The organism is Mucilaginibacter sp. A3364 (assembly GCF_059690715.1).
The window spans coordinates 1,121,330-1,144,788 of the sequence record NZ_JCAWED010000001.1 but is presented as its reverse complement, the minus strand read 5'-3'; the positions used below and the strand labels follow the sequence as shown (position 1 = coordinate 1,144,788).

At 47.6% G+C, this 23,459-nt stretch carries 20 protein-coding genes; 1 reads left to right on the top strand and 19 read right to left on the bottom strand.

The window, feature by feature from the left end:
* Positions 1–7 precede the first annotated feature (7 nt).
* The 10 genes from AC59JT_RS05070 to AC59JT_RS05025 form a co-directional block, all read right to left on the bottom strand.
* Complete coding sequence (locus tag AC59JT_RS05070) at positions 8–787, bottom strand: DUF2490 domain-containing protein (protein WP_497396527.1); 780 nt, start codon at positions 785–787, stop codon at positions 8–10.
* A 105-nt stretch (positions 788–892) separates the two neighbouring features.
* The gene (locus AC59JT_RS05065; protein ID WP_497396526.1) at positions 893–3,820 is read right to left on the bottom strand and encodes an FAD-binding and (Fe-S)-binding domain-containing protein; all 2,928 of its coding nucleotides are present in this window, start codon (positions 3,818–3,820) and stop codon (positions 893–895) included.
* A 39-nt stretch (positions 3,821–3,859) separates the two neighbouring features.
* Positions 3,860–4,966, bottom strand: a complete 1,107-nt coding sequence (locus AC59JT_RS05060; RefSeq protein ID WP_497396525.1) for a D-TA family PLP-dependent enzyme — start codon at positions 4,964–4,966, stop codon at positions 3,860–3,862.
* A gap of 12 nt (positions 4,967–4,978) precedes the next feature.
* Positions 4,979–5,830, bottom strand: coding sequence for a fumarylacetoacetate hydrolase family protein (locus AC59JT_RS05055; RefSeq protein ID WP_497396524.1), 852 nt, complete (start codon positions 5,828–5,830; stop codon positions 4,979–4,981).
* Complete coding sequence (locus AC59JT_RS05050) at positions 5,817–7,196, bottom strand: neutral/alkaline non-lysosomal ceramidase N-terminal domain-containing protein (protein WP_497396523.1); 1,380 nt, start codon at positions 7,194–7,196, stop codon at positions 5,817–5,819. Before AC59JT_RS05050 ends, AC59JT_RS05055 begins: the two co-directional genes overlap by 14 nt.
* A gap of 8 nt (positions 7,197–7,204) precedes the next feature.
* Positions 7,205–8,287, bottom strand: coding sequence for a dipeptidase (locus AC59JT_RS05045; RefSeq protein ID WP_497396522.1), 1,083 nt, complete (start codon positions 8,285–8,287; stop codon positions 7,205–7,207).
* Position 8,288: 1 nt separating this feature from the next.
* Positions 8,289–9,212, bottom strand: a complete 924-nt coding sequence (locus AC59JT_RS05040; RefSeq protein ID WP_497396521.1) for a 3-hydroxyacyl-CoA dehydrogenase NAD-binding domain-containing protein — start codon at positions 9,210–9,212, stop codon at positions 8,289–8,291.
* A gap of 19 nt (positions 9,213–9,231) precedes the next feature.
* Positions 9,232–10,542: an aspartate aminotransferase family protein gene (locus AC59JT_RS05035; RefSeq protein WP_497396520.1), complete on the bottom strand. Its 1,311-nt coding sequence runs from the start codon at positions 10,540–10,542 to the stop codon at positions 9,232–9,234.
* Positions 10,542–11,543: a 3-hydroxyacyl-CoA dehydrogenase family protein gene (locus AC59JT_RS05030; RefSeq protein ID WP_497396519.1), complete on the bottom strand. Its 1,002-nt coding sequence runs from the start codon at positions 11,541–11,543 to the stop codon at positions 10,542–10,544. The genes AC59JT_RS05035 and AC59JT_RS05030 overlap by 1 nt, the downstream gene beginning before the upstream one ends.
* 10 nt (positions 11,544–11,553) lie before the next feature.
* Positions 11,554–11,943, bottom strand: coding sequence for a RidA family protein (locus AC59JT_RS05025; protein WP_497396518.1), 390 nt, complete (start codon positions 11,941–11,943; stop codon positions 11,554–11,556).
* A 196-nt stretch (positions 11,944–12,139) separates the two neighbouring features.
* On the opposite strand from AC59JT_RS05025, the gene AC59JT_RS05020 reads away from it, so the two are divergent.
* Positions 12,140–13,003, top strand: a complete 864-nt coding sequence (locus AC59JT_RS05020) for an AraC family transcriptional regulator (protein WP_497396517.1) — start codon at positions 12,140–12,142, stop codon at positions 13,001–13,003.
* Positions 13,004–13,050: 47 nt separating this feature from the next.
* Here the strand turns inward: AC59JT_RS05020 and AC59JT_RS05015 are convergent, their stop codons facing one another.
* The 9 genes from AC59JT_RS05015 to AC59JT_RS04975 form a co-directional block, all read right to left on the bottom strand.
* Entirely contained in the window at positions 13,051–13,836 is a 786-nt protein-coding gene (locus tag AC59JT_RS05015; RefSeq protein WP_497396516.1) for an SDR family oxidoreductase, read from the bottom strand.
* A 12-nt stretch (positions 13,837–13,848) separates the two neighbouring features.
* Positions 13,849–14,631 (bottom strand): SDR family oxidoreductase, encoded by a 783-nt coding sequence (locus AC59JT_RS05010; protein ID WP_497396515.1) that lies wholly within the window; start codon positions 14,629–14,631, stop codon positions 13,849–13,851.
* Between the two features lie 2 nt (positions 14,632–14,633).
* The gene (locus AC59JT_RS05005; protein ID WP_497396514.1) at positions 14,634–15,554 is read right to left on the bottom strand and encodes a Gfo/Idh/MocA family protein; all 921 of its coding nucleotides are present in this window, start codon (positions 15,552–15,554) and stop codon (positions 14,634–14,636) included.
* 19 nt (positions 15,555–15,573) lie between these two features.
* Positions 15,574–16,602, bottom strand: a complete 1,029-nt coding sequence (locus AC59JT_RS05000) for a sialidase family protein (RefSeq protein WP_497396513.1) — start codon at positions 16,600–16,602, stop codon at positions 15,574–15,576.
* Positions 16,603–16,728: 126 nt separating this feature from the next.
* Entirely contained in the window at positions 16,729–17,595 is an 867-nt protein-coding gene (locus AC59JT_RS04995; RefSeq protein ID WP_497396512.1) for an aldo/keto reductase, read from the bottom strand.
* Between the two features lie 9 nt (positions 17,596–17,604).
* On the bottom strand, positions 17,605–19,581 hold the full coding sequence (locus tag AC59JT_RS04990; RefSeq protein ID WP_497396511.1) for a hypothetical protein: 1,977 nt from the start codon (positions 19,579–19,581) through the stop codon (positions 17,605–17,607).
* Between the two features lie 118 nt (positions 19,582–19,699).
* Positions 19,700–21,043, bottom strand: a complete 1,344-nt coding sequence (locus AC59JT_RS04985; RefSeq protein WP_497396510.1) for a sialidase family protein — start codon at positions 21,041–21,043, stop codon at positions 19,700–19,702.
* A 36-nt stretch (positions 21,044–21,079) separates the two neighbouring features.
* Positions 21,080–22,522 (bottom strand): fasciclin domain-containing protein, encoded by a 1,443-nt coding sequence (locus AC59JT_RS04980; RefSeq protein WP_497396509.1) that lies wholly within the window; start codon positions 22,520–22,522, stop codon positions 21,080–21,082.
* A 16-nt stretch (positions 22,523–22,538) separates the two neighbouring features.
* Entirely contained in the window at positions 22,539–23,459 is a 921-nt protein-coding gene (locus tag AC59JT_RS04975) for a DUF5017 domain-containing protein (RefSeq protein WP_497396508.1), read from the bottom strand.

Genomic DNA, 23,459 nt, shown 5'->3' with positions numbered 1-23,459 from the left:
TTAGACCCTACCCGTGCGCCGGATGCTTTTTAAACTGCGAGAAAAGATGATCGAATGTTAGCGTTAGGAAAAGCGCATTGGCATTATCAAACTCATGGCCCGAGAATCGGCCCTGTTGTATATGCAGGTAACTTGCCGAAAACCTTATGTTTTGAACCAGGTCATACCCAAAACCTATGTTAATGCGGTTTTGATTAAAAATACTGGCAGCGCCTTTTACAGCCTCGCCAAACTGTACAAATACTTCGTCTGATACAAACACGGTTACCGGCATTTGAGGTGAGAAAACATGAAACAGCGGTTTGTCTAGCTTCAGCATATAGCTTACCCGCCAGTTGGGTATGTAATCGTCGTTGTATTGCAGATCGCGCAGGCGGTATTCCAAACCCAGGCGGTTGGTATAATTAAACAGGCGCATACTTTGCTGATTATCTACCCTAAGTGTTGCCCGGTATTCTTTTATCCCCTCTGATCGCACCTCGGCCAGGGTATTGTAAAACACACGCGAATTGAAATAGCCCACAGGCGAAAATGATACGTGAGTTGAATGAGAAATATTGTAATTTAACCAGGGACTAACACTAAAAAAATGTGGCGCCGCGAAAAGATCGGTTGTGCCCGCGTTTTGGGTTCGTTTTTGTAATTGCAGTTCCCAGTTAAAACGGTTGTTAAGCGTATCAGCAAACGCTATGCGGCCCCAAAACACGCCGTGCTCATAATTTTTCTGGGCATAACAAAACAAGGTGCCGGTAAGCAACAAAAGGGCTACGGCAATGAGCTTTTTCAATTGTTTAAAGTTTACCAAATAAACTAAAAAAACTTTGATCGTGAAACGGAACAGCAGCTTGGCGAATAGCTTTACATTGATGGCTTGTTTATTATAGCTGCATTGTTACTTTATCAACGCATCCCACAACACTTCGACAGCGTGCAGCGCATGCTTTTGCGTACCGTCCTTTATCTGGTGACGGCAGGAGGTGCCAGATGCGGCAATGATCACATCGTTAGCCAAAGCGCGTACCGTTGGGAACAACACCAACTCCCCTATTTGCTGCGATACTTCGTAATGCTCCTCCTCATAACCGAACGAACCGGCCATACCACAACATCCCGAAGGAATAAGCTTGGTTTTATAGTTGGCGGGGATGCTCAGCGTATCGGTAATACTTTTTTGGGTGGATAATGCCTTTTGGAAACAGTGGCCGTGAATAACTACCTCTTTTGGTTCGGCGGTAAACTGAGCGGCGCTGATAAAGCCGCGACTTGCCTCCCTGCTCAAAAATTCTTCAATGGTAAATACGTTCTTAGATAATTTCAACGCGCCCTCAAAGTTCTCGTGGCGGGCAAGGTCAACGTACTCGTCGCGGAAGGTTAATATGGCTGATGGCTCAATGCCAATCAGCGGAGTATTATCTGTAATTAAGCCTGATAGTAGTTCAATATTTTTATTGGCGATGAGCCCGGCTTTTTCAACCAGTCCTTTTGATAACCAGGTGCGACCGCTTTCTTCATGCTTCGGGATCATCACCTCATAACCCAAAGCTTCTAACAATTGGATGGCTTTCTGACCGATCTCTACATCGTTAAAATTGCTAAACTCATCGCAAAACAGGTAAACCTTGCGGCTTTGCGCTTTGCCTGCGCCGCGCTTGTTGTACCAGTTGCGCAAGGTAACCGGGCTTAAATGCGGCATGCTTCTGTCGGGATGGAAACCTACGGCCTTATTAGCTAATCGCGTTAGCGTTTTGTTATTGTAGATGAGGTTATAGGCCCAGGGTGCTACTGATGCCAGCTTCATCTGTTTGGTAAAATTACCGATGAGTTTGGCGCGGAAAGGCACGCCGTTATGCTTGTAATATTGCTGCAAAAACTCGGCTTTCATTTTGGCTACGTCCACACTGCTTGGGCATTCGGCTTTGCAGCCTTTGCAGCTCAGGCACAGGTCCATCACCTCTTTAATTTCGTGGTGATTAAAGGGCTGTTCATCCGCTTCGTTGCTTAAAAACTGGCGCAGCACATTGGCGCGGGCACGGGTAGTATCCTTCTCGCGACGCGTAGCCATGTAGCTTGGGCACATCACGCCCCCGGTTATCTCGCTTTTGCGGCAATCGCCCGAACCCGAACATTTTTCAGCCAGTTTTAAAATGCCGCCTTTGCCCGAGAAATCGAATATCGTTTCCTTCGGCTTTTGATGCACGCCAACCTTCCACCGCAGGTTATCCTCCAGTTTCGGCGCGTCGGTTATCTTCCCCGCGTTGAAAACACGGTTCGGGTCGAATATATTTTTTACCTGCTTCAGCAGTTCGTAGGTCTCATTACCTAGTAGCGACGGCACAAATTCGCCACGCAAACGGCCATCGCCATGCTCGCCCGAAAGTGAGCCATTGTATTTTTTAATGAGAACGACGGTTTCTTCTATAATCTGGCGGAAAAGCTTAACACCTTCCTCGCTTTTCAAATCTAACACCGGTTCAACGTGCAGTTCGCCGGCCCCTGCGTGGGCATAATATGAAGCGCTCACGCCTAATCGCGCCAGCAGATCTTGTAAGTCTTGAATATAAGCCGGCAAATCCTCGGGCGCTACCGCGCAATCCTCTATCAGGTTAACGGGCTGCTTATCGCCGGTTATGTTGCGCAGCAGGCCCAGGCCGGCTTTACGCACGTCCCAACCGTAAACAGTGTCTTTATTGTACAGCACCGGGTAGGCATAGCCCACTCCCGCCGCCTGTAAGGAAGCGATTAGTTCATCAGCCCGGGCTTTAACCTTTTCGGGGGTATGTTCCATAAATTCCACCATCAAAATTGCCTCCGGATCGCCTTCAATAAAAAAACGGTTCTTGTGGTATTCGGGGTGGTTAATGGTGAAATCCATGATGTATTTATCCACCAGTTCGGATGCCATGGGCTTGTGTTTCAGCGCCAGCATATTAGCCGTCAACGACTCCTGGATACTATTGCAATGGATGCACACTAAAGCCGTTTCAGCAGGCGGTATGTTTAGTAGGTTCAGTTTTACTTCGGTAATGAAAGCTAGTGTACCTTCGCTACCGGCCAGTAAACGGCACAAATTAAACGGCGCGCCGTCCGCACTGAAAGGCTGCGTTTGCAGCAGGCTATCCAGCGCATAGCCATTATTGCGGCGCGTTACGGTAGCTTTAGGGTAGTTTTTATGGATGAGAGCCTGGTTATCTGTATTTGATAAAAGGCTTATTAAGTCGTTTTGTATTTGTTGATGCAAAGGGTTTGCTGTCGCAATACCATCAGCATTGAAAACGGCCTCGCTGCCATCGCTTAGCAAAACTTTGGCTTCTAATAAATGATCGCGCGCCGCGCCCCACACAATGCTGTGCAAACCGCAGCTGTTATTGCCCACCATACCGCCTATCATGGCGCGGTTGGCCGTCGAGGTCTCCGGACCAAACATCAGTCCGAACGGCCTTAAATGCGCGTTCAAATCATCGCGGATAACGCCCGGTTGCAGGCGCACCCATTTTTCTTCTTGATTAACCTCAATAATGCCGTTAAAATATTTAGAAATATCAACCACCACACCGTTACCCACCACCTGCCCGGCCAATGAAGTACCGGCAGCTCGAGGGATAAGCGTTAGTTTATGTTGGTTAGCGAAGCTAATGAGCGCCTGCACATCGCCCACGTTTTTTGGCAGGGCCACGGCCAACGGTTTCTCCTGGTAAACAGACGCATCCGTTGAATAAGCCAGCAATTGCGTTTGGTGCTGTGCCGAACTATCAAAATACAGTTCGCCACCAAACTGGGCAGCTACGGCTTTAAACTCATCTGTTAAAATAGGCTTCACCATACAAACGTGGGAATAATTATTTGGATGTAAAACGGCTAATTACACATTTAGCTCCCTGCCGCGGGCCGTAATGGGCCATTTGGCTTTGTATTGCGCGTCCTCGATCACGTAGGCGTTATCGTACTGCGCCACGGTTGGGCAAATGTGGATGGGGACGGCATAAAGCTCGTCGCCTATTTTGTACCCGTGATTTTCGCCGGCGATGATGGTCATGTGTTCTTCGCTGTGGCTGTAGGCTTTGAGCTGCGGCGCGTTCAGGAAATATACGCGGTGCTGCAGATCGTTTTCGCTACTAATAGATTTATGGCCAAGGTCAATACAGATCTTACCCGGCTCGGGCAGCGATACCACACGGGTAAGCACCAAAGCGGCACAGTCAAATTTTTGTTCGGGGATGTTATCGCTGTAACCTTTGTCCCAAAACACGAAGGTGCCGGGGGCCAGTTCAACGTTCTCGCGCTTAGCGTGTATAGCAAATGTTGGCGAACCACCTGCTACCAACAACGGCAGCGGTTTACCTTGTTGTTTTATATCCTGGCGGAGTTTTTCTGTAGTGGCGAAGGCTTTTTCACAAACTTCAGTACGTTCATTAAAGTCTATATTGTTGATGTGCCCATCATAAGCATGGAGGCCTTTAAATTCCAAACCGGGTAGCTGACCGATAAAGTCTATCAATTCTGACGCTTTTTCGGGAAGGATACCGGTGCGGTTCATACCTACGTTAAGGTCAATGAACACCGCGAGTTTGGTATCTGCCGCCAAAGCCGCGTCACTCATCATTTGTGCCGATGCGGCGTTATCAACCAGGCAAGAAAATTTAGTGTTGGGATAGGTAGCCATTAACGCCAGCAAGCGCTGCACTTTAACGGCGGTGGGTTGGTAGGCCAGCAAAACGTCGGCAGCTTCTACCCTGCCCAGCATTTCGGCTTCGGCAATGGTGGCGCACTTGAATTTGGTGATACCGGCGTCTATCATCAGCTTACTTACATGTGCCGACTTATTGGTTTTTACATGCGGGCGCAGCAAATTAACATCGCCCGCCATTTGTATAACACGCGCAATGTTTTGCATTACCCTGTCGGCATAAACCAGCAAAGCCGGGCTATCAATATATGCCGAATTTTCAACCCTATACCAATCCTTCATCGCTATAAAAAATTAAGCCTGGTAAGCTACCGCTGTTTGTTTTGATTCGCCTAAACCTTCAATACCTAGTTCAACCACATCGCCAGCTTTTAAATAAATAGGCGGTTTAAAGCCCAGGCCAACGCCATGCGGGGTACCGGTACTGATGATATCGCCGGGCATTAAAGTCATAAACTGACTCAGGTAATGCACCAAAAACGGCACGTTAAATATCATTTGGGCCGTGCTGCTGTTTTGTAACAATTGGCCGTTAACTTTTAACCACATTTTCAGGTCGCTCACATCGCCGGCTTCATCAGCCGTCAACACGTACGGACCAAGCGGCGCGAAGGTATCGCAGCTTTTGCCTTTTACCCACTGTCCGCCGCGCTCCAGTTGAAATTCGCGTTCGCTGTAGTCATTGTGCAAAACGTAGCCGGCCACATGCTCCAAAGCATTTTCTTCGCTAACATATTGTGCTTTCTTGCCTATAACAAAGGCAAGCTCTACTTCCCAGTCGGTTTTCACACTGTTTTTGGGGATGATGACATTGTCGTTCGGTCCGCATAAGGCTGAGGTTGCTTTAAAGAACACGATCGGTTCGGCAGGGATTGCCGCGCCGGTTTCGATAGCGTGATCGCGGTAGTTCAGTCCGATACAGATAATTTTGCCCGGGCGTTTTACTGCCGCGCCTAAGCGCATCTCTTCGCCCACCACGGGCAAGTTAGCATTCGCTGCCACGAACGCCGCCAGCTGCTGCTGGGCATCGCCCGCGAAAAAATCCTCATCATAATCCTGCCCGAAAGCAGATACGTCATACTTTATATCGTTAATGATGACACCGGGTTTTTCTTTTCCGGCTTCGCCAAATCTAAATAACTTCATTTATCAGTTTTATCAGTTCGTTTTTAATCGTGTCTTCGGCATTGGTTACCAGCATACTGGTACGACCGCGCCAGGTTTCGTATCCGCCGTTGCTAAACTCATGCTCGGGCGGTACATAGCCCGCGTTGCCATTGGCCAGGCATATGGTAAAGTAATTTTTTGTGGCCGATTTTTGTTTGAGCCACAGCCCCGTTTCGGCAAACATTTCGGCACCCAGGGCTCCTATTACGCCGCTGCCTACTTTAATAGTCTGTACCGGGAATTGTAATTCATCAGGCAGGTCGTTCAACAACACCTGTTCGCGGGCGTAAAGTTTGGTGAGGCCGCCTTCGTCAATATGGCCGGTTTGCAGACCCTCGTAATGCGTTTGGGTCACTATGCGTTCGGCTTCAGCCAGTTCGCGAGCATCTGGTTTGCGTAGCGTTAGCGGCAGGTCGCTGTAAACAGCGGCCAGTACCGGTTGCTCTTCCCAGGTAACGCTTTGTATTTGTTCGGCCACTTTTTGGGCGATGTCGCCGCCTATCAGTTCGCTCTTTTTAAAGTTTTCGCGGGGATAGCGGTCGGGGTTCCTGAAATCCCAGATATTGATATTGCCGCTGGTGCCATTGCTCATCATACCGATGAAATCATCGCCGGCGTTCAACTTCGCTTTCAGCTGCGCTGCAAAAACGCCAAAATAATCGGCAGATATTGTGCCGTTATCCCAATCGCCCACATAATGCAGCGAATAGTTGGCCAGTACGCTTATCCATTGATCGTCGGTGCCTTTTATGGCGAGGAAACCTACCTGCGGATCGATATGACCGCTCATTTCGGCTATCATACGCTCGGCACCGAAAGGGTTAGTTTTTACACCATCGGCTTCGCCGTTTACGGGGTTTACCGGCACGTAGTCGACTTTCATGGTGTAACGGCGACTCAGTACATGTTCGGGCACATCAACAGCGCCCCAGGCTATTTTAGCGGGGCGGATATTTTGTTTGGCCTGCATCACGGCTTTTACAATTAAGGCAGGCAGCTTGCCGCGGTATTGCAGATCGGCCGCGCCCAGGTAAACCGCCGCTACCGAACCACCGGCATGGGTATGTGTGCTTGAAATTAATATGTTTTGAGGTTGGATACCGGTTGCCTGCTGAATGTCGGCTTTAACAGCGTCCAGAAAATCCTTAGGCATTACGCAGATGTCAACTACTACACTCGCTACCCACACATCGCCCTGCTGTAACACGACCGCCTTGGCATATAGCGGATCGTGAATATACTGTGCGTAGTGCGCCACAAAATCACCGTTGATGAACGTGCCTAATGGCGGTGTAACATCAACTTGAGCGGCTCCGGCTTGAAATTGCTGACTGGCTGTGCTCATTACCTTAATTATGCCCAGGCTTTACGAATAAACCCAAGCCAGTTTTTACTGAATATTTTCTCAATATCGCTTTCCTTGTAACCGCGGCGCGACAGGATCTCATTAAACTTCTGCAGATCGGCAATGGTGTTCAGGTCCCATGGCGATTGCTCGGTACCGAAGATGCCGTCCAGGTCGCTGCCAATGGCAATGTGATCTGTGTTGCCGGCAATCTGGCAAATATGATCCCAGTGCTGTACTATTTGCTCCAGGCGGATATCCAGCTGCCATGGGTCGGAAACGGTATCGATAAAACGGATGTCCATCGCCCAGCAATCAAACATAGCTCCTATCACGGCGCCGCGCCCTATCAGGCGTTTTATTTGTTCGTCAGTTAGCTGGCGCTGGTTAGGCACAAATTTGCGCACGTTATGGTGGCTGGCCCAAACCGGACCGGTATAAATATCCAGTGCTTGTGTAAAGCCTTCGTCGGTGAGGTGCGTAACGTCCAGGATCATGTTTAGGGAGTTCATCTCTTTCAACAGCTCCACACCTTTATCGGTTAACGGGCCTTCCATCTTGGTGCCCGGCGCATAACGGCCCGGCCCGAAGTGTGAAAGGCCCATAGCGCGTAATCCGTAATTGTAAGCTATATGCAGGTAGTCAATATTCACTAAGGAATCAGCACCTTCTAAACTTAATATATAGCCAACAGGCTTGGTATTATCAGCAATGGTCAGGTCATCCCAAAGAGCAAGGTGCGCATCCAGTTGGGCAAGGTTGGTTATCTGCACCATTTCGCCCAGTTTTTCCATTTCGCGGTACCAGCAAAGTTGTGCCTGCGTCATGGCCCAGGCCTGTTGCGGCGAGTTCCAGCCTGCTAAAGCGCTGCCCGGCGGGGTGTAACGCGCCAGTTGGGTGGCTACCACCAGGCCTACGCGGCCTTTACGCAGTTCGGGCAGGCAAACGGTGCCTTTGCCGCGGTCGGGTTTGTCGCGCATGTGCATTTCGCGCTGGCGCAGCTCGTCCATAGGGCGGCTCAGGTCGCGGTTCCACTCAATGGCGTTCATGGCCAGGTCAAGGTGGGCATCAACTATAAATGGCTTTTGCATATTATTTGCTTACGTTATCCTGCGTGTAATTAAACGGATATTTAGCAATGATAGCCTGTATTTGGTAGCTAAATTTATCCATCAGGGCGCGCCAGTTATCTACCTCATCAGTGGTATATTGGTAAAAACCTTTTTGGTTTTGCATACCCTGGCTGCCGTCTTTTACAATTTGTTGCATAAAATACGGCAATTGTGTGTCTTTTGAAAGGTCTGGGTTCAAATCCTTCATCACCATGCCATAAGCGTAGGTGCCCATCAGGTCCATGTAACGGCAATTACCGCAAAACGGCAGGTAGTAACCCGCATCGTTGCGGCAGGCACGGTCGATATCTTCAACCGAAGCATAACCATTATCCACCAAAAAGCTGGCCTCGCGGGCCATGGCGCTTACCAGACGGCTATGTATACTGTCGTTTTTTACAATATAGGGGTCCTTATTCCAGTTTGCTTTTGCTAACGCGACAATGTTATCGGCTGCGTTTGTATCGCCTGCGGCAGATATCACTTCAAGGAAATAAGTAGTGTGTACAGGCTCTGTCCAGTTTAAGCCTACCAATCGCGAAGGGTTGATGGTATCGCAGGCCAAAACGTTCAAACCTATGCTTTGAGTATTGATGGCGATGATCACATCATCGTCAACCACAGCGGTCAATTGCTTTAAAACGTCTTTTTTCAGGTCTACCTTTTCATGGGTGATGGCAATGGCCAAGCATGCGTTTTGATGATCGCCATAATCTGCACGAACAGCTAACAGGCTATTGTTATTCGCCTCGGCGAAGGGCTTAAGGCGCTCACGCAAGTCATCCACATCGTTGGTTACCACGGTAAGCTCATGCCCCGCTTTAAGCAGGCAAATGGCTGTGGTGGCAACAAGGCCGGCATCACCGACCAATAAAACCGGATCTGTATTTTTCAAATTCTTCATTCGGTTCAAGGTTCCGGGTTTATTTTTCTATGTTTTGTAAAACAAGGTTTACTTTTTCAAGCGCCAGGTCAATATCAGCATCGGTATGTACGGCGCTGATGTACCACAGGCCACGGCCAATTACGCGGATACCTTCGTCATGCAAACCGGCGATGAATTTGCCTAGCTTGGCTTTGTCGGCGCTTAGGGTTCCTCTAAAATCGGTCACCTGAGCGGCATCAGTAAAGGCAGTGTTAAGCATTGGCCCCATACCTTGTACCAATAGTTTATGTCCTGTCTTCTCAGCAGCTTCCTGTATCCCCGCCATCAGCTTTTTACCCAGGCGGAACATGCGCTCGTAAGGTTGCTCGCGTTGCAATACCTGTATGGTAGCTAAAGCCGCGGCTACGGTAGCGTTAGCAGCATTCATGGTACCGGCGTGTATCACTTTGGCATCTACTATCAGCTGCATAAACTCCTGCTTGCCTACAATGGCGCTTATCGGCGCGCCGCTGCCTATGGCTTTGGCGTAGATGGCCAGATCAGGGCGTACGCCGAAGTACTGCTGCGCGCCACCTAACGAAAGGCGGAAACCGGTGATCACCTCATCTAAAATAAAGGTGATGTTATGTTCGGTACACAAATCGCGGATGGTTTGCAGGAAACCTTCCTGCGGCGGTATGCAACCGCTGTTGCACATTACCGGTTCGGTAATGATGGCGGCCAGTTCGTCTTTATGTTTAAGTACGGTTTTCTTTAGCAATTCAGCATCATTCCATGGGATGATGATAAACTCATCTTTGCTACCTTCGGCCAAACCGCCGCTCCATGGGTACACGTTTGGTTCTTCGCGGCTACCCAAAGCATCTGCCGAAGGCGTAGAAATACCCCAGCAAACATTATCAAGCCAGCCATGGTAATGACCCTCAAAACGTAAAAACTTTTGCTTGCCCGTTTTAGCTCTTGCTACGCGGAAAGCCGTATGGATAGCTTCTGATCCATCCAAACAAAAACGCATCAGATCAGCAGTTGGGATAATTTCATTCAGCTTTTCGGCCAGTTCAATTTCACGGATGTGCTGACCGGCGAATAACTGACCTTCGGCGGTATATTCATTTACAGCCTGTAGTACTTCGGGGTGCGAGTGACCTAAGATCAGCGGACCCTGGCTCAGCGTAAAATCCAGGTATTCATTACCATCCACATCATAAACCCTGCTGCCTTCGCCGTGCGAGTAAAACAGCGCGTGCGGATGGTTATATTTCCTAAACTCGGAAGAAACGCCGCTTGCCAATACTTTTTTGGCACGCTCAAGTAATTGTGCCGACTTATCATAACTCCTGGTACTCATTATGCAATAACTGTGGTAGATGGTTTAAATTCTGGTTTATCTGCAACCGGGGCCGGGTATTGGGCCGCCAGTTTAAAAATATCTTCGTTAAATGCCGCGAAGGCTTCTTCCCATTCCAGGGCTTCCTGTGCGGTGTAGTTATATAGGCCGTTCAGATTTTGTATACCGCGACCGTTCTCTTTTACAATGCGCTGCATTACTTCAGGCACGGCATCGGTATTAGATAGCTGCGGGAAGAGGTTTTTGAATATTTCGGTATGGTCTGCCAAGCCTTCGTAATCAATGCGCCTGAACAAGCCCATCAGCGTTATCCACGAACCTACACCATAACGGATAGCCTTATCGGCATCGTCCATATTGGTTTTGTTTTGGTCGATAAGGTGGAACAGTTCGCGGTACATGGCATACATCAGCCTGTTGGTAATAAAGCCTTTTATATCCTTACGCAGCAAGGTTGGCTCCTTGCCCCATTTGTGGGCAAGGGTAAATACACTATCGGCATGGGTGGCATCCGTAGCTTCGCCGCAGGTTATCTCTAAAAATCGGGTGGCGTAGGCCGGTTCGGCAAAGTGTATGCCCATAAACCGCTCGGGGCCGCTAACCAGTTTTTGCAAAATAGTTATAGCAATAGCCGATGTGTTGCTGGCGATGATAGCATCGGCCCCTACCACATCGGTAATTTTTTTGTATACCTGCGTTTTGATGTTAATGTCCTCAATAACGCACTCCATTACCAGGGCGCAGTTGGCCAGTTGGTCGTAGTCCATGGTAATCTCCAGGTTATTTAAGCAAACCTCGGGCGTGTAATTTAACAGGCCTGCGTGTAAGCAATTATTTAATTGCTCTGCAATGCGCTTTTCGGCTTTGATGTAGTCGTCTTCTATAGGCGCTAAGGCTATTACGCGGTGACCCGCAGCCAGCAGTGATACAATAATACTGCTGCCCATCAACCCTATGCCAACAACGCCAACCTCAATTTCTGCAGGATCTGTTTTTAACATGGTGATGTGTTTAGGCAGGAAGTTTTACAATGCAATCTATCTCAACTTTCAGGTTTTCGGCCAGTACGGATTGTACGGTAGTACGTGCCGGTTTAATACCTGTAAAGTAAGTGGCGTATACCTTATTGTAGCGGTCAAAGTCAGCAATATCGGCTAAATGGGCCGTGCATTTAACTACATCGTCCATGGTAGCGCCGGCGGCTTCTACTATAGCTTTAATATTATCTAAGGTGCGGGTGGTTTCTTCTTCTATCGTTCCTAAAACAAACTCAGACGTTCTGAAATCAACAGCCGCTTGTCCGCTTACAAATAAAAAGCCGTTTACTACTACTCCGTCTGAATATGCGCCTGTATCAAACCCTGCCTGGCGGTGTGGGTGTACAATTTTTTGTTTGCTCATTGTTTATGTTTTGTGGGTGTAAAATAGTATTGCGCTACAGCACAAACTCACTAAATCAAAAGTAAAGGCAGGCCGATAAGTTTACTATTACTTTTGTATGAATTACTAATATTATTTTTCATAAATAAACTGATATACTGGAAATATTAGAATAAATACATTAATGTTGTATTAATAACAGCGTAATAAAGTTTGCATGAAAGCAATAGAACAAAGGTTGCCCCAGGATTTTGATAAATCGTTTGTGGTGTTTCGCGAAACCGGGAAGTATTTTCCGTGCCCATGGCACTTTCATCCTGAGTTTGAGTTAGTTCTGATCCTCAAATCAACAGGGCGACGCATGGTGGGCGACCATATTGGTTATTTTGATGAGAACGACCTGGTTTTTATGGGATCGGGCCTGCCCCATGTATGGATCAGCGATGATCAATACATCAATGGCGAAGCCGATCACCAGGCCGATGCTATTGTGATCCATTTTATGGATAGCTTTTTGGGAGATAAGTTTTTGAGCATCCCGGAAATGGAGAATTTTAAAAATATTTTACGCAATTCATCGCGCGGATTGGTATTTCATGGCGAAACCCGCGAACGCATCAATACCCTTATGAAAGGTATGGTGACCATGAGCGGCTTAAAACGCCTGTCGGCCCTGTTCGAGATATTCGACCTGCTGGCTAACTCTACCGAATACGAAACATTAGCCAGCCCGGGCTATACGCAGGTTGAGCTTAAGGCATCGGACCGTTTTGGTAAAGTAACCGAATACATTATGCGTAATTTTGATAAGGAGATAACCCTGCCCGAAGTTGCATCAATAGCCAACATGGCGGTTACTACGTTCTGTAATTTTTTTAAAGATCATTTCCGCGTTACGTTTGTGGAGTATTTAAACACGGTACGCATCGGCTACGCCTGTAAATTACTGGCGGATGATGACCATAACATTGTGGAGATAGCCTACGAAAGTGGCTTTAAAAACCTGGCCAACTTTAATCGCCAGTTTAAACGGCTGAAGAACATGACCCCAACGGAGTATAGAAAAACAATAGGCGCTTAATTAAGCGCCTATTTTGTTTATGAGATGTTCGTTTTGGTGTGCGATACTTACCATGCCGTCCACCCACCATCAACAAACAGGTTTTGGCCGGTGATGAATGAAGATGCATCGGATACAAAAAATGATACCGCGCCGGCAATTTCTTTCTGCTCGCCTACCCTGCCCATAGGCACTTTATTGTTTAAGCGTTCAACAAACTCGGGGTGGTTTTGCTTAACCGGCGGACTAGGAAAAGGCCCCGGCGATATACAATTACAACGCACACCTTTTTTACCGTAATGCACCGCCAAATAGCGTGTCATCTGTACGATACCAGCTTTGCCAACGCCATACTCAACCGGGTTAGGGTTCATAGGCGAATGGTATACGTTTGGATCGGGCGATACAGAACCGTACATGCTGGAGAACAGCACAATGCTGCCGCCGCCGGCTTCGGCCATCAGGTTACCAACCTCGCGGGCCAGTAAAAAGGTGGAGGTCAGGCCAACGTGGTTCACGTTATCAAAATCTTCTTCGGTCAGATCATCAAAACGTTTTGATGTGGAACCGAAAGTTAGTACCACAAGCCCTTGCGGCGTGCCGCGCTCGGCGGCATACTTAGCTACAAATTGTTTAATGGCTTCGCTGTCGCGAACGTCGAGTCGGTCGCCGGTAATGCTGTCGTTATTTAATGAATGGGCAAAATCCTGCGCGCGTTCTTCCAGATCGGCACATAAAACTTTGGCTCCGGCTTGTAGCAATAGCTCTACAGTGGCCTGGCCCAGGTATCCGGCACCGCCAATTACCCATACGTCTTTGCCTTTTAAGCTTAATATTTGGTTGGTAATTTCCATTGCTCTGTTTTATTAGGCATTTAAACCGCCGTCCATCAATATATTTTCGCCGTTGATATACTCGCCCGCCTTTGATGCTAAAAGCACCACCAGGCCCTTAATATCATCGTTATTGGCCATGCGTTTTAATGGCACCTTCTTGGTATAGTTCTCTAAAAAGCGCTCAGGCTGATTGTTGAATAAACCGCCGGGGCTAATGGTATTTACGCGGATATTTTTACCCGCATAATTTTGCGCCATAAAACGGCTCAGGTTGATCAGGCCGGCATTGTGGAAGAAATAATCGGGCGGCAGGCTTTGCGGCATATCGGTACCTTCATAATTCGAATAATCCGGACCAAACATGCCCATCATCGAACTGATATTGATAATAGCACCGCCGTCTTTATTCAGAGCTATTAATTCGCCCAGCTCGCGCAAAATATCCATCATACCGGTGGCGTTAACCGCCATTGACGCCGCGAAATCCTCGATAGGCGCGTGGTAGCTTTTCATGGTACGGGCCACCGAATTATTTACAAAGCCATCCAGCTTACCGAATTTTTCCATGATGGTTTTGCTTAGTTGCAGCACCGATTCATGGTCTCCCTGGTCAACTTGTAAGGCATGTACATCCAGTCCGTTATTTCTGAAGTTTGCGGCCACTTCTTCCAGTTTTTCTAAATTCCGCGAAGCGATAATAACCGTGGCACCTGCTTCTCCGAGGCCCTCGGCAATACATTTACCGTAGTTTCCGGCCCCACCCGATACCAGGATCACTTTTCCCGTAAGGTCAAATAATTGTTTAACGTTCATTGTTATTTTATGCTGATAAGCTTGCCGCCCTGCTTTAAGCTTTCGTTGCCGGCAATTAATGTTTTAATGATCTGTTCTGTTTTATAAAATTCAAGGCGAGGTTTCCCCTCGTTAACCGAGCGGATAAACTCGATGATGTTATCCCTGAACATGGCGTACGAGTTTTTAATATCAATAAAGCGCCATGCCTTTTGGCCGTATAAGGATACCTGGAAGGTACCGGCAATGTTCATCATCAAGTGCACCGTAAGTTGCGGACCGGTTTCAAAATCTATCTTTACTATCGCTGCACCTTCTTTGCCCACGTTTATTACGCTTACAGGTTTCGGGTCGTCTAATAAAGAAAAAATGCCTTCCAGCATGTGTACGCCATATTTTGTCCAGTCCTTCACCCCTACGGCGGTTACCAGTTCCAGTTGGCCCAATGAGCCTAAATCTGACTTGGCTGCCATGATCTCACTAGCGTAACGCTGCGATGAGCATGACATGATGAATTTGCCGTTGGCTATTTCATTGCGAAAATAGTCCAGGTGCTCCAATGTATCGCACAAAGGTTTATCAATAAATATCGGCAAACCAGCATCTATATAGGGTTTGGCCCATTCTACGTGGTTTTCGGGATCATCGCGGCAAAGCAGTACGGCGTCAACAGCTTGAATCATTTCTTCGGCTGTATCGGCTACGTTTTCAATGCCGGCGCTGCGGGCAATAAGTTCAGATAGTTTTCGGTCCTGGCTTAAAATGTGGGTTACTTTCGCCCCCGGCAAACCCAAGGTAGCCTTATTGGCCTGCAGGTAAGCAGCCACCGCCGGGAAACCCAGTTCAACTATCGCTTCGGAATTAAATTCACCGTTTATAATGGCCGACCACGACGTGGGATGCGCGTTGCCGGGGCTCATGCCTATTATACCAATTTTTATCATTTGTGTATTTGTAGTTCTGTTATTTCAAATCTTTTAAAGCCACTTTGGCCAAGTAGATGGACGTTTTACCTTCATGCGATGAGTAGTAACCATACCATAGCTGTTTTTTGTAGATCAGCAAACCCGGGTAGCTGCAATCGCCGCCACTTTCAGGCAAAGTGATTACCCTGCTGATGTTACCCTTCAGATCGCTAATAAAGATAGCTGATTTATGGTTGATTGCTTTAAGCGCCAGCGCTTCATCAGTCGGGTAAAGCCTTGAGCCTATCAGCAGCGTTTTGTTATCTAAAAATATAAAGTTGGGGCCGCCTACGCGTTGGCTTAGTTTGTTTAGTTCCCAGCTGGTGTAGGGTGCTTTTGCTGTCGCGATAACGCCCATTTTGTCGCCCTGCTCGCGGCGGATCAATACGTAGGCGTTTCCTTTTGTATCGAAGCGAACGGTTGATTCATTCGGCGCGCCGTCAACCGGGATCTGCGATACATTTTCGAATGCGTGGCCGTCTTTGGTCTTCACCAAAAACACAGTGCCATTTTTATAGTCGATAGCATAGCCGGTGCCTTGGTTCCAGGTAACACGCCATACCCAGTCAGAGCTTGATGCTATTTTAGGATCAACGCTTGATTCTGTAGGAGTTGAAAAATTTTCGCCGTTTTTGTCAGAGAAGCTTACCCATGGTTTACGGGTGGCTACCTTGCCATCCTTATAAGTTTCCACATCAATTAAAACCATCAGGCGGCCATCAGGAGTCAGGGATATTTTAGGATCACGCAGGTCAAGGCCCTCCATGGTGAAAAAGGCGGCGCTTTTCCAGGTTTTACCTTCATCGGCTGATACAATTACACGGGCGCTACCTTTTGGCCCCGACATGTGACCCGGCGCTTCGCGGAAGGTTACGTAGAATTTGTTTTTGAATTGTATCAGGTCGGTAAAGGCGCTGTGCGGGGCCTCGTCCCATATTTTTTTAACTTCAAACTTGGGCTCGGTTTGGGCGCCAGCCATACCGGCAAAACCAAGTATAAGCAGTAATAACAAGGAGATCTTCTTCATGTAATAATAGTTGTTTTGGGGTGATGATGCGTCATCAGTACATTACCAAATCTCGGTTTATAAAGCCTCAACTGATACTATTTTCTTCTACAATACTGATATTATTATACAGGCGTAGCGCGTTTATTAGTCAGATTCAAGTTCGGCAAAAATTTCGGGTAAGTAAAATTTCATTGCCCGGGTGGCCAAGTCCAGTTGTTCAACTGTGCGCCCCCCTACCAAAACCTGGCTCACTTGCGGCTGATGCAAGGCCCAAGCCATGGCCAGCAAAGCAGACTTGGCGCCAATACTATCGGCTACCCACATTAATTTTTCAAGGCGTTTTTGAGCAGATTCGTTCATATACACATCCTGGTGTGCAGGCATAATAGCAAAACGGGAGTTATGCTGGATACCATTTCGATGTTTGCCTGTTAAAAAACCCGCACCCAGCGGGCTGTATGTTATGATATTAATATTATGCTTTTGGCATAATTGTATCATCGAAGGCGTCAAATCGCTAACCGCCAGATTATGGTTGTTTTGAGTAGCACTTAAGGGAAGCAACTCATGTCGCGTTAGCAAATTAACGGCATGCGTTAACTGTGGCGTGTTGAAATTACTTACCCCGATGCTTTTGAGTTTACCCTGCTTGTGCAACTTATCTAACTCTTGCCAGGCCGCGTGCGTTTGCAGCGCGTTGTCCCAGCGGTGAAGGTAGAGCAGGTCGATAACATCGGTTTTCAATCGTTGCAGACAATCGTCAACCGCTTTGGGGATATTAGCCAAATCATATGGCGGCAATATTTTAGTGGCGATGTTGATCTCGTTACGCAAGCCGCGTTGGTTTATCCAATTACCTACTATAGTCTCAGATGCCCCGGCCCCGTACGCTGCTGCCGTGTCAATATCCCGGATGCCCATTTCATAGGCATGATCCATTAACTTGAAGGACTCCGCTTCGTCAATCTCGCGACCAAATGTTACGCTGCCTAATCCTAATCTTGCCGCCATCAGTTGCTTTTATTCGAACCAATATGAGTATAAATTGCCGCCTTTAAAGTGAAAACGTAGGCTGATCTCCTGTCCTTGTAGTTTGGAAACATCGGCCGCGCCATTCCATAAAACCGTGCCGGCGTATTGATCGCCTGTGATGGCTTTGGATAGTTTATAACCATTGATCGTTTTACCGTTCTTGTCCAGTATCTCTACGTTCAAACCTCCACCTACAGTCAATTTAGCATTAACTTTTAGCTGTTTGCCTTTAAAAGTGATGTTTTTGGTGGTTACACTGCCTGCATCATCGCCGGCGTTGTATAGCGATACCATGCCATCTTTCCGCCACGAGGCACGGGCAATGCGGGCGCTTTGCAACAGGGCGCCACCGCTACCGCCGTGCGGCAGGTTCATGGCACCGAAGTATACGATCATTTCTTTGTCGGTTACCTGCATGGTGCTGGCGGTGTACAGGGTACCGTCGTCCCAGCTACCGGCTTTGCCTACCGGGATGATCGGGTCGCGCACGGGGCGATCCCATTTCTTCAGGTCGCGCGATACGGCCAATTGGGGTTGTATAACACCATCGCCGGTGGTGGCAAATTCGCCGTTATCATATCTCGAAATATCGAAGAACCATGGCAGGCCGATATACAAACCCTGGTAAGGGTAAACCGGCATACCGTAAACCTGTGCTTCAATACCACCTTTGGCGCGTACCATTTGGTCGTCCATCGGGTCGCCTTCAACAGCCAGAGCCCATAGTGAATTAGGGTTATCGGGCGCGTGCCAGTTGATAAAATCTGTACTTACCGATACAAAAGCCGCCCTATCCATTTTACCCGGCGTAACGCTGGTGTTGCTTACCAGCATACGTTGTTTGGTTGTGGCGATGAATAGTTTCTTTTCGCGATCGTAAGTTACGTTAGACACATCGCCATAAGGCAGCACAGGTTTTGGGTAATGCGTCCAATTGAAACCGTCTGGTGAGAAGTACACGTTATAGCCAAAGTTCTCTTTCACCGAGTCATCAAACGACATACATTTATACCTGCGCGCAGGGTCTTTATCATCCGGGTCATAAACCACCGTACCACCGCCCAGACGGGTAATGTTATTGTTTTTATTGCCTTTAAACTCAAATACGCCCAGCTTAGGTTTCACCCAGTTTACGCCGTCTTTACTGGTGGCATAACACAGGTAATATTTGCCATCCAAGTAGGCAGTGTACCACATGCGGTAAGCCGAATTAGCGGGCTCGTTATGCAGCATAGTGCCATATATATAAGCCGATCGGCCCTCCCAGGGCTCAGTGGCTTTCATGATTATCTTCGATTTTACAGCCGGATTGATCACGCGCTGCACATCAACCATTTCGGCAATGCGTTGATCGTCCATAAATAGTTCGCGAACGCCGGATTTTAATGCCGGATCATAGGTTTGCTGGCGAACCAGTTTTACATCATCCCAAAAAGAAACACCTACATCTTTCAGGTCTGATACGATAGCCAGGGTAACATGTGTAACCTTATCCGGCGCCGCCATGTCTATGCTGATCTGCTGCCAGCCTTCAGCCGCTTTAACCATGGCCGATTTTGTGCCGATGATGGCGTTGTTCTGATCCCAGAAATCCAGTTTTAAATGAGCAGGTACACCTTCCTTGGTTTTTACCCAGGCTGATGCGGTATAATTGGTTCCCGGATCGGCTATGTTCTTTTCGGTACGGATCAATAGGTTGGCTGTCGCTGAGCTATCCGCTACTCTGAGTGATTGATCATCCTTGTTCGTTCCATGTCTTTCGGCACCTACGATGGTTGCGGTTTGCAGGCCCATGCCGGTCGTCCAGCGCAAGGGGCGCTGCTGCATATCGCGCGACATGAAATCGCCATTGGCTATCATATTTTGCGATGGCACTACCACCTGCGCTGTAGCAACAGTCGCAATTGCAGTACAAATTAACCCGAGAAAGAGTGAGCGTGCGAAGAAAGAATTGTAGCGGTTCATATTATCTGAAAAGGGAATAATAGTATCATGTATACTCAAAACTAAGCTAATGCACCCAACATTAATAATACTTTAGTTTGAATTGATAATACTATATTCCGCTTTCAAATAATGGCGGTTATTGAGGGTCAACCGTTATTTCGCGCATTTTGATAGCCTTGCGGATATCGCCGGTGGCGGTTTTGTAATTAAAATCAGAGTAAGCAATGATGAAGCTGTTTTTGCCTGTTGGCACCAGTCCGGTATAACCGCACGATACGGTGGCGTTCACATCATCATAATCCACCATTTCAAATGGTTGCGACCATGCTTTATAGTCGTCTTTAACAGCGAAACGCAGTTGCACGCCCGGCCTGCCTGATGATAGTACCAGTACGCCATTATCCAGTTGCAGCATTCGCGGCAGCACACCGTTACCGCTCATAACAGCGGGTTTTGTCCAGGTTTTACCTTCGTCTTTACTGTAAGCTACATACATCGGGCCCATGCCGGCGCCGTCATGTGTGCGCATTACGCAAACAAAGGTGCCATCCTTTAAAACCTCGAAACCGGGCTCTAACAATCCCATGCGTTTGGCGCTTAACGGATCATTAAAATTATCAGGCTGATAATATATTCTGCCCTGCACATGCCATGATTTACCATTATCTGCGGAGCGATAAAAGAAAATATTGTTCTTATCGTCAAATGAACCATCAGCACGCACCATATTGCCCGGGTAAATGCCGGCTATTATGGACCCATCGTTGGCCAGATGCATATCGCCCCACCAAACAACCGGTATTTTACCGGCCAGCGAGTAACGGATAGCGCTTGGATCATTTAGCTGATCCTGCTCGTTCTTCCACTCGGTTTCGCCTTTCTTCAAGCGTTTAAAAAATACGCCCTGCACGCTTTGAGGCAAATCGCGCATGTGATAGTAAATAAAATCGGCCTTGCGGTAGTTTTCTGCGGATATGCCTATCGGTTTAGGCAGTTTCATTCCGTTAGTATCTACCGGGCGAGGTGTGGTTATAGTTAGCCTATCGCCGTTAGGCAATAGTAAACCGGGGATAGTTTGCGGATGCTTTTGTACCGCCCAGGTTTTGCCAACATCGGTTGATGTGGCCGAGTAGCGGCTTTCCAGGCCGTAAGCTTCCATGGCATCGGGGTTCATGGCCCAGGTTACAACAAGGTTACCTTCGGCATTGCGGCCTATTTCGGGAAACTGGAAATAGCCCCAATTGTAGGGTTTATCGGCTACGCTGATAAGTACCGGCTCATTAAACCTTACGTTGAATAAAGTTTTGTCATTGCGCTTGTAGTTAACGCTTAAGGCATTATAAGCAGGTGTACCTTTTGCCGGTACCACCTTTGCGCCTGTTTGTGGCAAACGCTCGGTTATTACCTGAGCGTTTGATGTGGTTTGCTGTTTAGCTGCCGATCCGCATCCCGACAATACGGAACCGGCAACTAAAAGCATTATAGTATTATTCAATAATCGCATTATAAATCAGCCCTATGGTATAAATAATCCGCTAACCACATTAAGCATACCGTTGGTAGTAACTGTATTTGGCGATGTTACGGTAAACGCTGTGGTATTGGCGGCAGCTTTTATAGCAAAAGTGCCTGCGCCGTTGGCGGCTATTGTCCATGCACCAAAGGTTAAGGGATTTTGCAAAACTGTTGTACCGCTAAGCGTGGTATACAAGCTGTTTACGCCCGAAGCATAAGTAGCACCGGTAACCCATTGCACCCTGCGGTTTAATGTATGCAATTTAATGATCTTAGCCAGATCCGCCGGCGCGGCAGCATCAATAGCGGCCGGGGTTCCGTAACCCGCGGCAGTCATTCCCGCATTGGTGATAGCAAACACTGTATAAGAGCGGGTGCCCGAAAACATAGTTTGGAAGTTAAACAAAGGATCAGCTGTACTGGCCCTTACAATAGCCGCGTAAAACAACGACAAGTTAGTATCGCCTTGTATTTGCTCCAAAGTGGTTTTGGTTGCAGGCGCACGCAGTATCCATGGTATAACGTGCATTACCCCGTTTTTGGCAACAATGTTTGAGCCTCCGTTACCAAACAATACGCCATTGGCATAAAACTCGGTAGTACGGAAGTTAAGGTACCTGTTAAAGTAGACATTGGTACCGGCCAAACTTGCTACGCCGGTGCTGTCAAAAGCTGTAGTTAGTTTGGTACCTTGCATCACGTGGTTTTTAAGAATAGCTACCAATGTTTCAACCGGGGCGCTGTTAATGTTTGCAACCGCGGCATAGCCATAGGAGATCCAGGCCTGGTTAGTAGGTGCAAAAAGTGTGTAACCATCTGTACCGGTTAGCAGGGCGTTAAAATTAACAGTACCTGTGCTGGCGCGATTTAATGCTGCCAGCGTCATATCAACCCTTGACGCGGCAGTTCCGTGCTGATAATTGGTTACTGCATCCAATACCGTGTTATGCCATGTTAACGCGTTATTGATAACATTGATGTACGATTTGCTGGCCGCGATACTGGCGCCGGTAACATCGCTGCCATCGGCAAAGTAAGTATTACCCTGTTTTTGAATAGCGATGGGTTTACCGCTTAGCGCCGTTAACGACGTTATCCCCGTTTTAATATCAACCTTACCCGAAACGATGTGATTTTTTACAAGCACAGCTGCATCTGCCGACGGCATACCGGCTAAAAAAGCAGCGGTATAACCCGAACCAATAAGCGCGTTGGTGGTTGGAAAAAAGAAGGTATAGTCTGCATCACCGTTAAATAAATTTTGCAGGCCCGCCCTGTCTACAGCAATTTTAAAACTGGCGTAAGTAGCGTCATCCTTCAAAATTTGGTAAGGTGTGCCTTCGCTTGGCGTATTATCATATGAGCTTAGTTTTTTACACGATGCCAGCCCGAATAACGCTGCTACCAGGACGACAGTAAATATTTTGGTCATGATCTTTTTCATTGTCTTGATTTAAGCGCTATTTAACAGTGATGATAATTTCTTTTGTTTCGGTTTTAGTATCCCATTTGTTGGCGTTCATTACTTCAAATGTTACTACGTAGGTACCCGGTATTGAATAGCCTGCAAACTTATAGTCAGCCTGCTTAGCCGTAGGGCTGGCTTTTATGCTCAATCCGTAAACACGCTGTGCTCTATCCAACTGTACCGGTAAGCTTATTATCCAGTCTTCATTGGCATCGGCATTGATACCGCCACCTGTGAATGTTAGCGGTAACGAAGCTGTACCAAAGGCCCAGGCCTGCGCACCTGCTATACTGAAAGCTCCCCAACCCATAGCGGTTTGTGAAGTTATCTGGATATTGGTACCGTCGCTTTGCACGTTGTTCACCGTTAAGTTATTCAAGGTCCATTTAGGCTGCGCTGCAACGGCGTCTTTTTCGGCCTTGTACCGGAAAGCGATATTTATAGGCGTGTTTGGCGCATATACTTCGCTCAGATCCACTATCCCAGACGCGGTATTATTAGTACCGGTAGACCAGGTAACTTTTGACGAAAGATCCACCCAGGTAGCTTTCTGGATATCTTCGGTATTTAATATGTTGGCAAAGTTTTTTGATACCAGTACACTTAATGTATTGGCCTGGGTACTTGCCGGTACCTCGCGGAAAGTAGTAAACTGGATGTTGGGCTTGCCCGAAATGGTGGTCCTGTCCTTATACTTATACTCAGCCCCCGGCGCACCCGAATAGAACTGTATTACATCGGCAGTACCGGTAAAGTTAAACGTAATAGGTTCGTTTACCGCGTAGCTGGTTTTGGTTACGCTAACATCAAATGTTGGCGTTATAACTTCCTGTTTTTTACAAGCCGGCAGTATAAGCAAAGCCAGCATGCCTGCACCAAGAAATTTATATATAGATTTTGATCTTGTTTTCAT

Coding starts and splice junctions, on each gene's coding strand:
- AC59JT_RS04975 (WP_497396508.1), bottom strand. CDS start 23,459: ATGAAAACAAGATCAAAATCTATATATAAATTTCTTGGTGCAGGCATG.
- AC59JT_RS05025 (WP_497396518.1), bottom strand. CDS start 11,943: ATGAGCAAACAAAAAATTGTACACCCACACCGCCAGGCAGGGTTTGAT.
- AC59JT_RS05065 (WP_497396526.1), bottom strand. CDS start 3,820: ATGGTGAAGCCTATTTTAACAGATGAGTTTAAAGCCGTAGCTGCCCAG.
- AC59JT_RS05060 (WP_497396525.1), bottom strand. CDS start 4,966: ATGAAGGATTGGTATAGGGTTGAAAATTCGGCATATATTGATAGCCCG.
- AC59JT_RS04985 (WP_497396510.1), bottom strand. CDS start 21,043: ATGCTTTTAGTTGCCGGTTCCGTATTGTCGGGATGCGGATCGGCAGCT.
- AC59JT_RS05050 (WP_497396523.1), bottom strand. CDS start 7,196: ATGAGCACAGCCAGTCAGCAATTTCAAGCCGGAGCCGCTCAAGTTGAT.
- AC59JT_RS04990 (WP_497396511.1), bottom strand. CDS start 19,581: ATGAACCGCTACAATTCTTTCTTCGCACGCTCACTCTTTCTCGGGTTA.
- AC59JT_RS05000 (WP_497396513.1), bottom strand. CDS start 16,602: ATGAAGAAGATCTCCTTGTTATTACTGCTTATACTTGGTTTTGCCGGT.
- AC59JT_RS05015 (WP_497396516.1), bottom strand. CDS start 13,836: ATGGAAATTACCAACCAAATATTAAGCTTAAAAGGCAAAGACGTATGG.
- AC59JT_RS05040 (WP_497396521.1), bottom strand. CDS start 9,212: ATGAAGAATTTGAAAAATACAGATCCGGTTTTATTGGTCGGTGATGCC.
- AC59JT_RS05020 (WP_497396517.1), top strand. CDS start 12,140: ATGAAAGCAATAGAACAAAGGTTGCCCCAGGATTTTGATAAATCGTTT.
- AC59JT_RS05035 (WP_497396520.1), bottom strand. CDS start 10,542: ATGAGTACCAGGAGTTATGATAAGTCGGCACAATTACTTGAGCGTGCC.
- AC59JT_RS05005 (WP_497396514.1), bottom strand. CDS start 15,554: ATGATAAAAATTGGTATAATAGGCATGAGCCCCGGCAACGCGCATCCC.
- AC59JT_RS05030 (WP_497396519.1), bottom strand. CDS start 11,543: ATGTTAAAAACAGATCCTGCAGAAATTGAGGTTGGCGTTGTTGGCATA.
- AC59JT_RS05010 (WP_497396515.1), bottom strand. CDS start 14,631: ATGAACGTTAAACAATTATTTGACCTTACGGGAAAAGTGATCCTGGTA.
- AC59JT_RS04995 (WP_497396512.1), bottom strand. CDS start 17,595: ATGGCGGCAAGATTAGGATTAGGCAGCGTAACATTTGGTCGCGAGATT.
- AC59JT_RS05055 (WP_497396524.1), bottom strand. CDS start 5,830: ATGAAGTTATTTAGATTTGGCGAAGCCGGAAAAGAAAAACCCGGTGTC.
- AC59JT_RS04980 (WP_497396509.1), bottom strand. CDS start 22,522: ATGAAAAAGATCATGACCAAAATATTTACTGTCGTCCTGGTAGCAGCG.
- AC59JT_RS05045 (WP_497396522.1), bottom strand. CDS start 8,287: ATGCAAAAGCCATTTATAGTTGATGCCCACCTTGACCTGGCCATGAAC.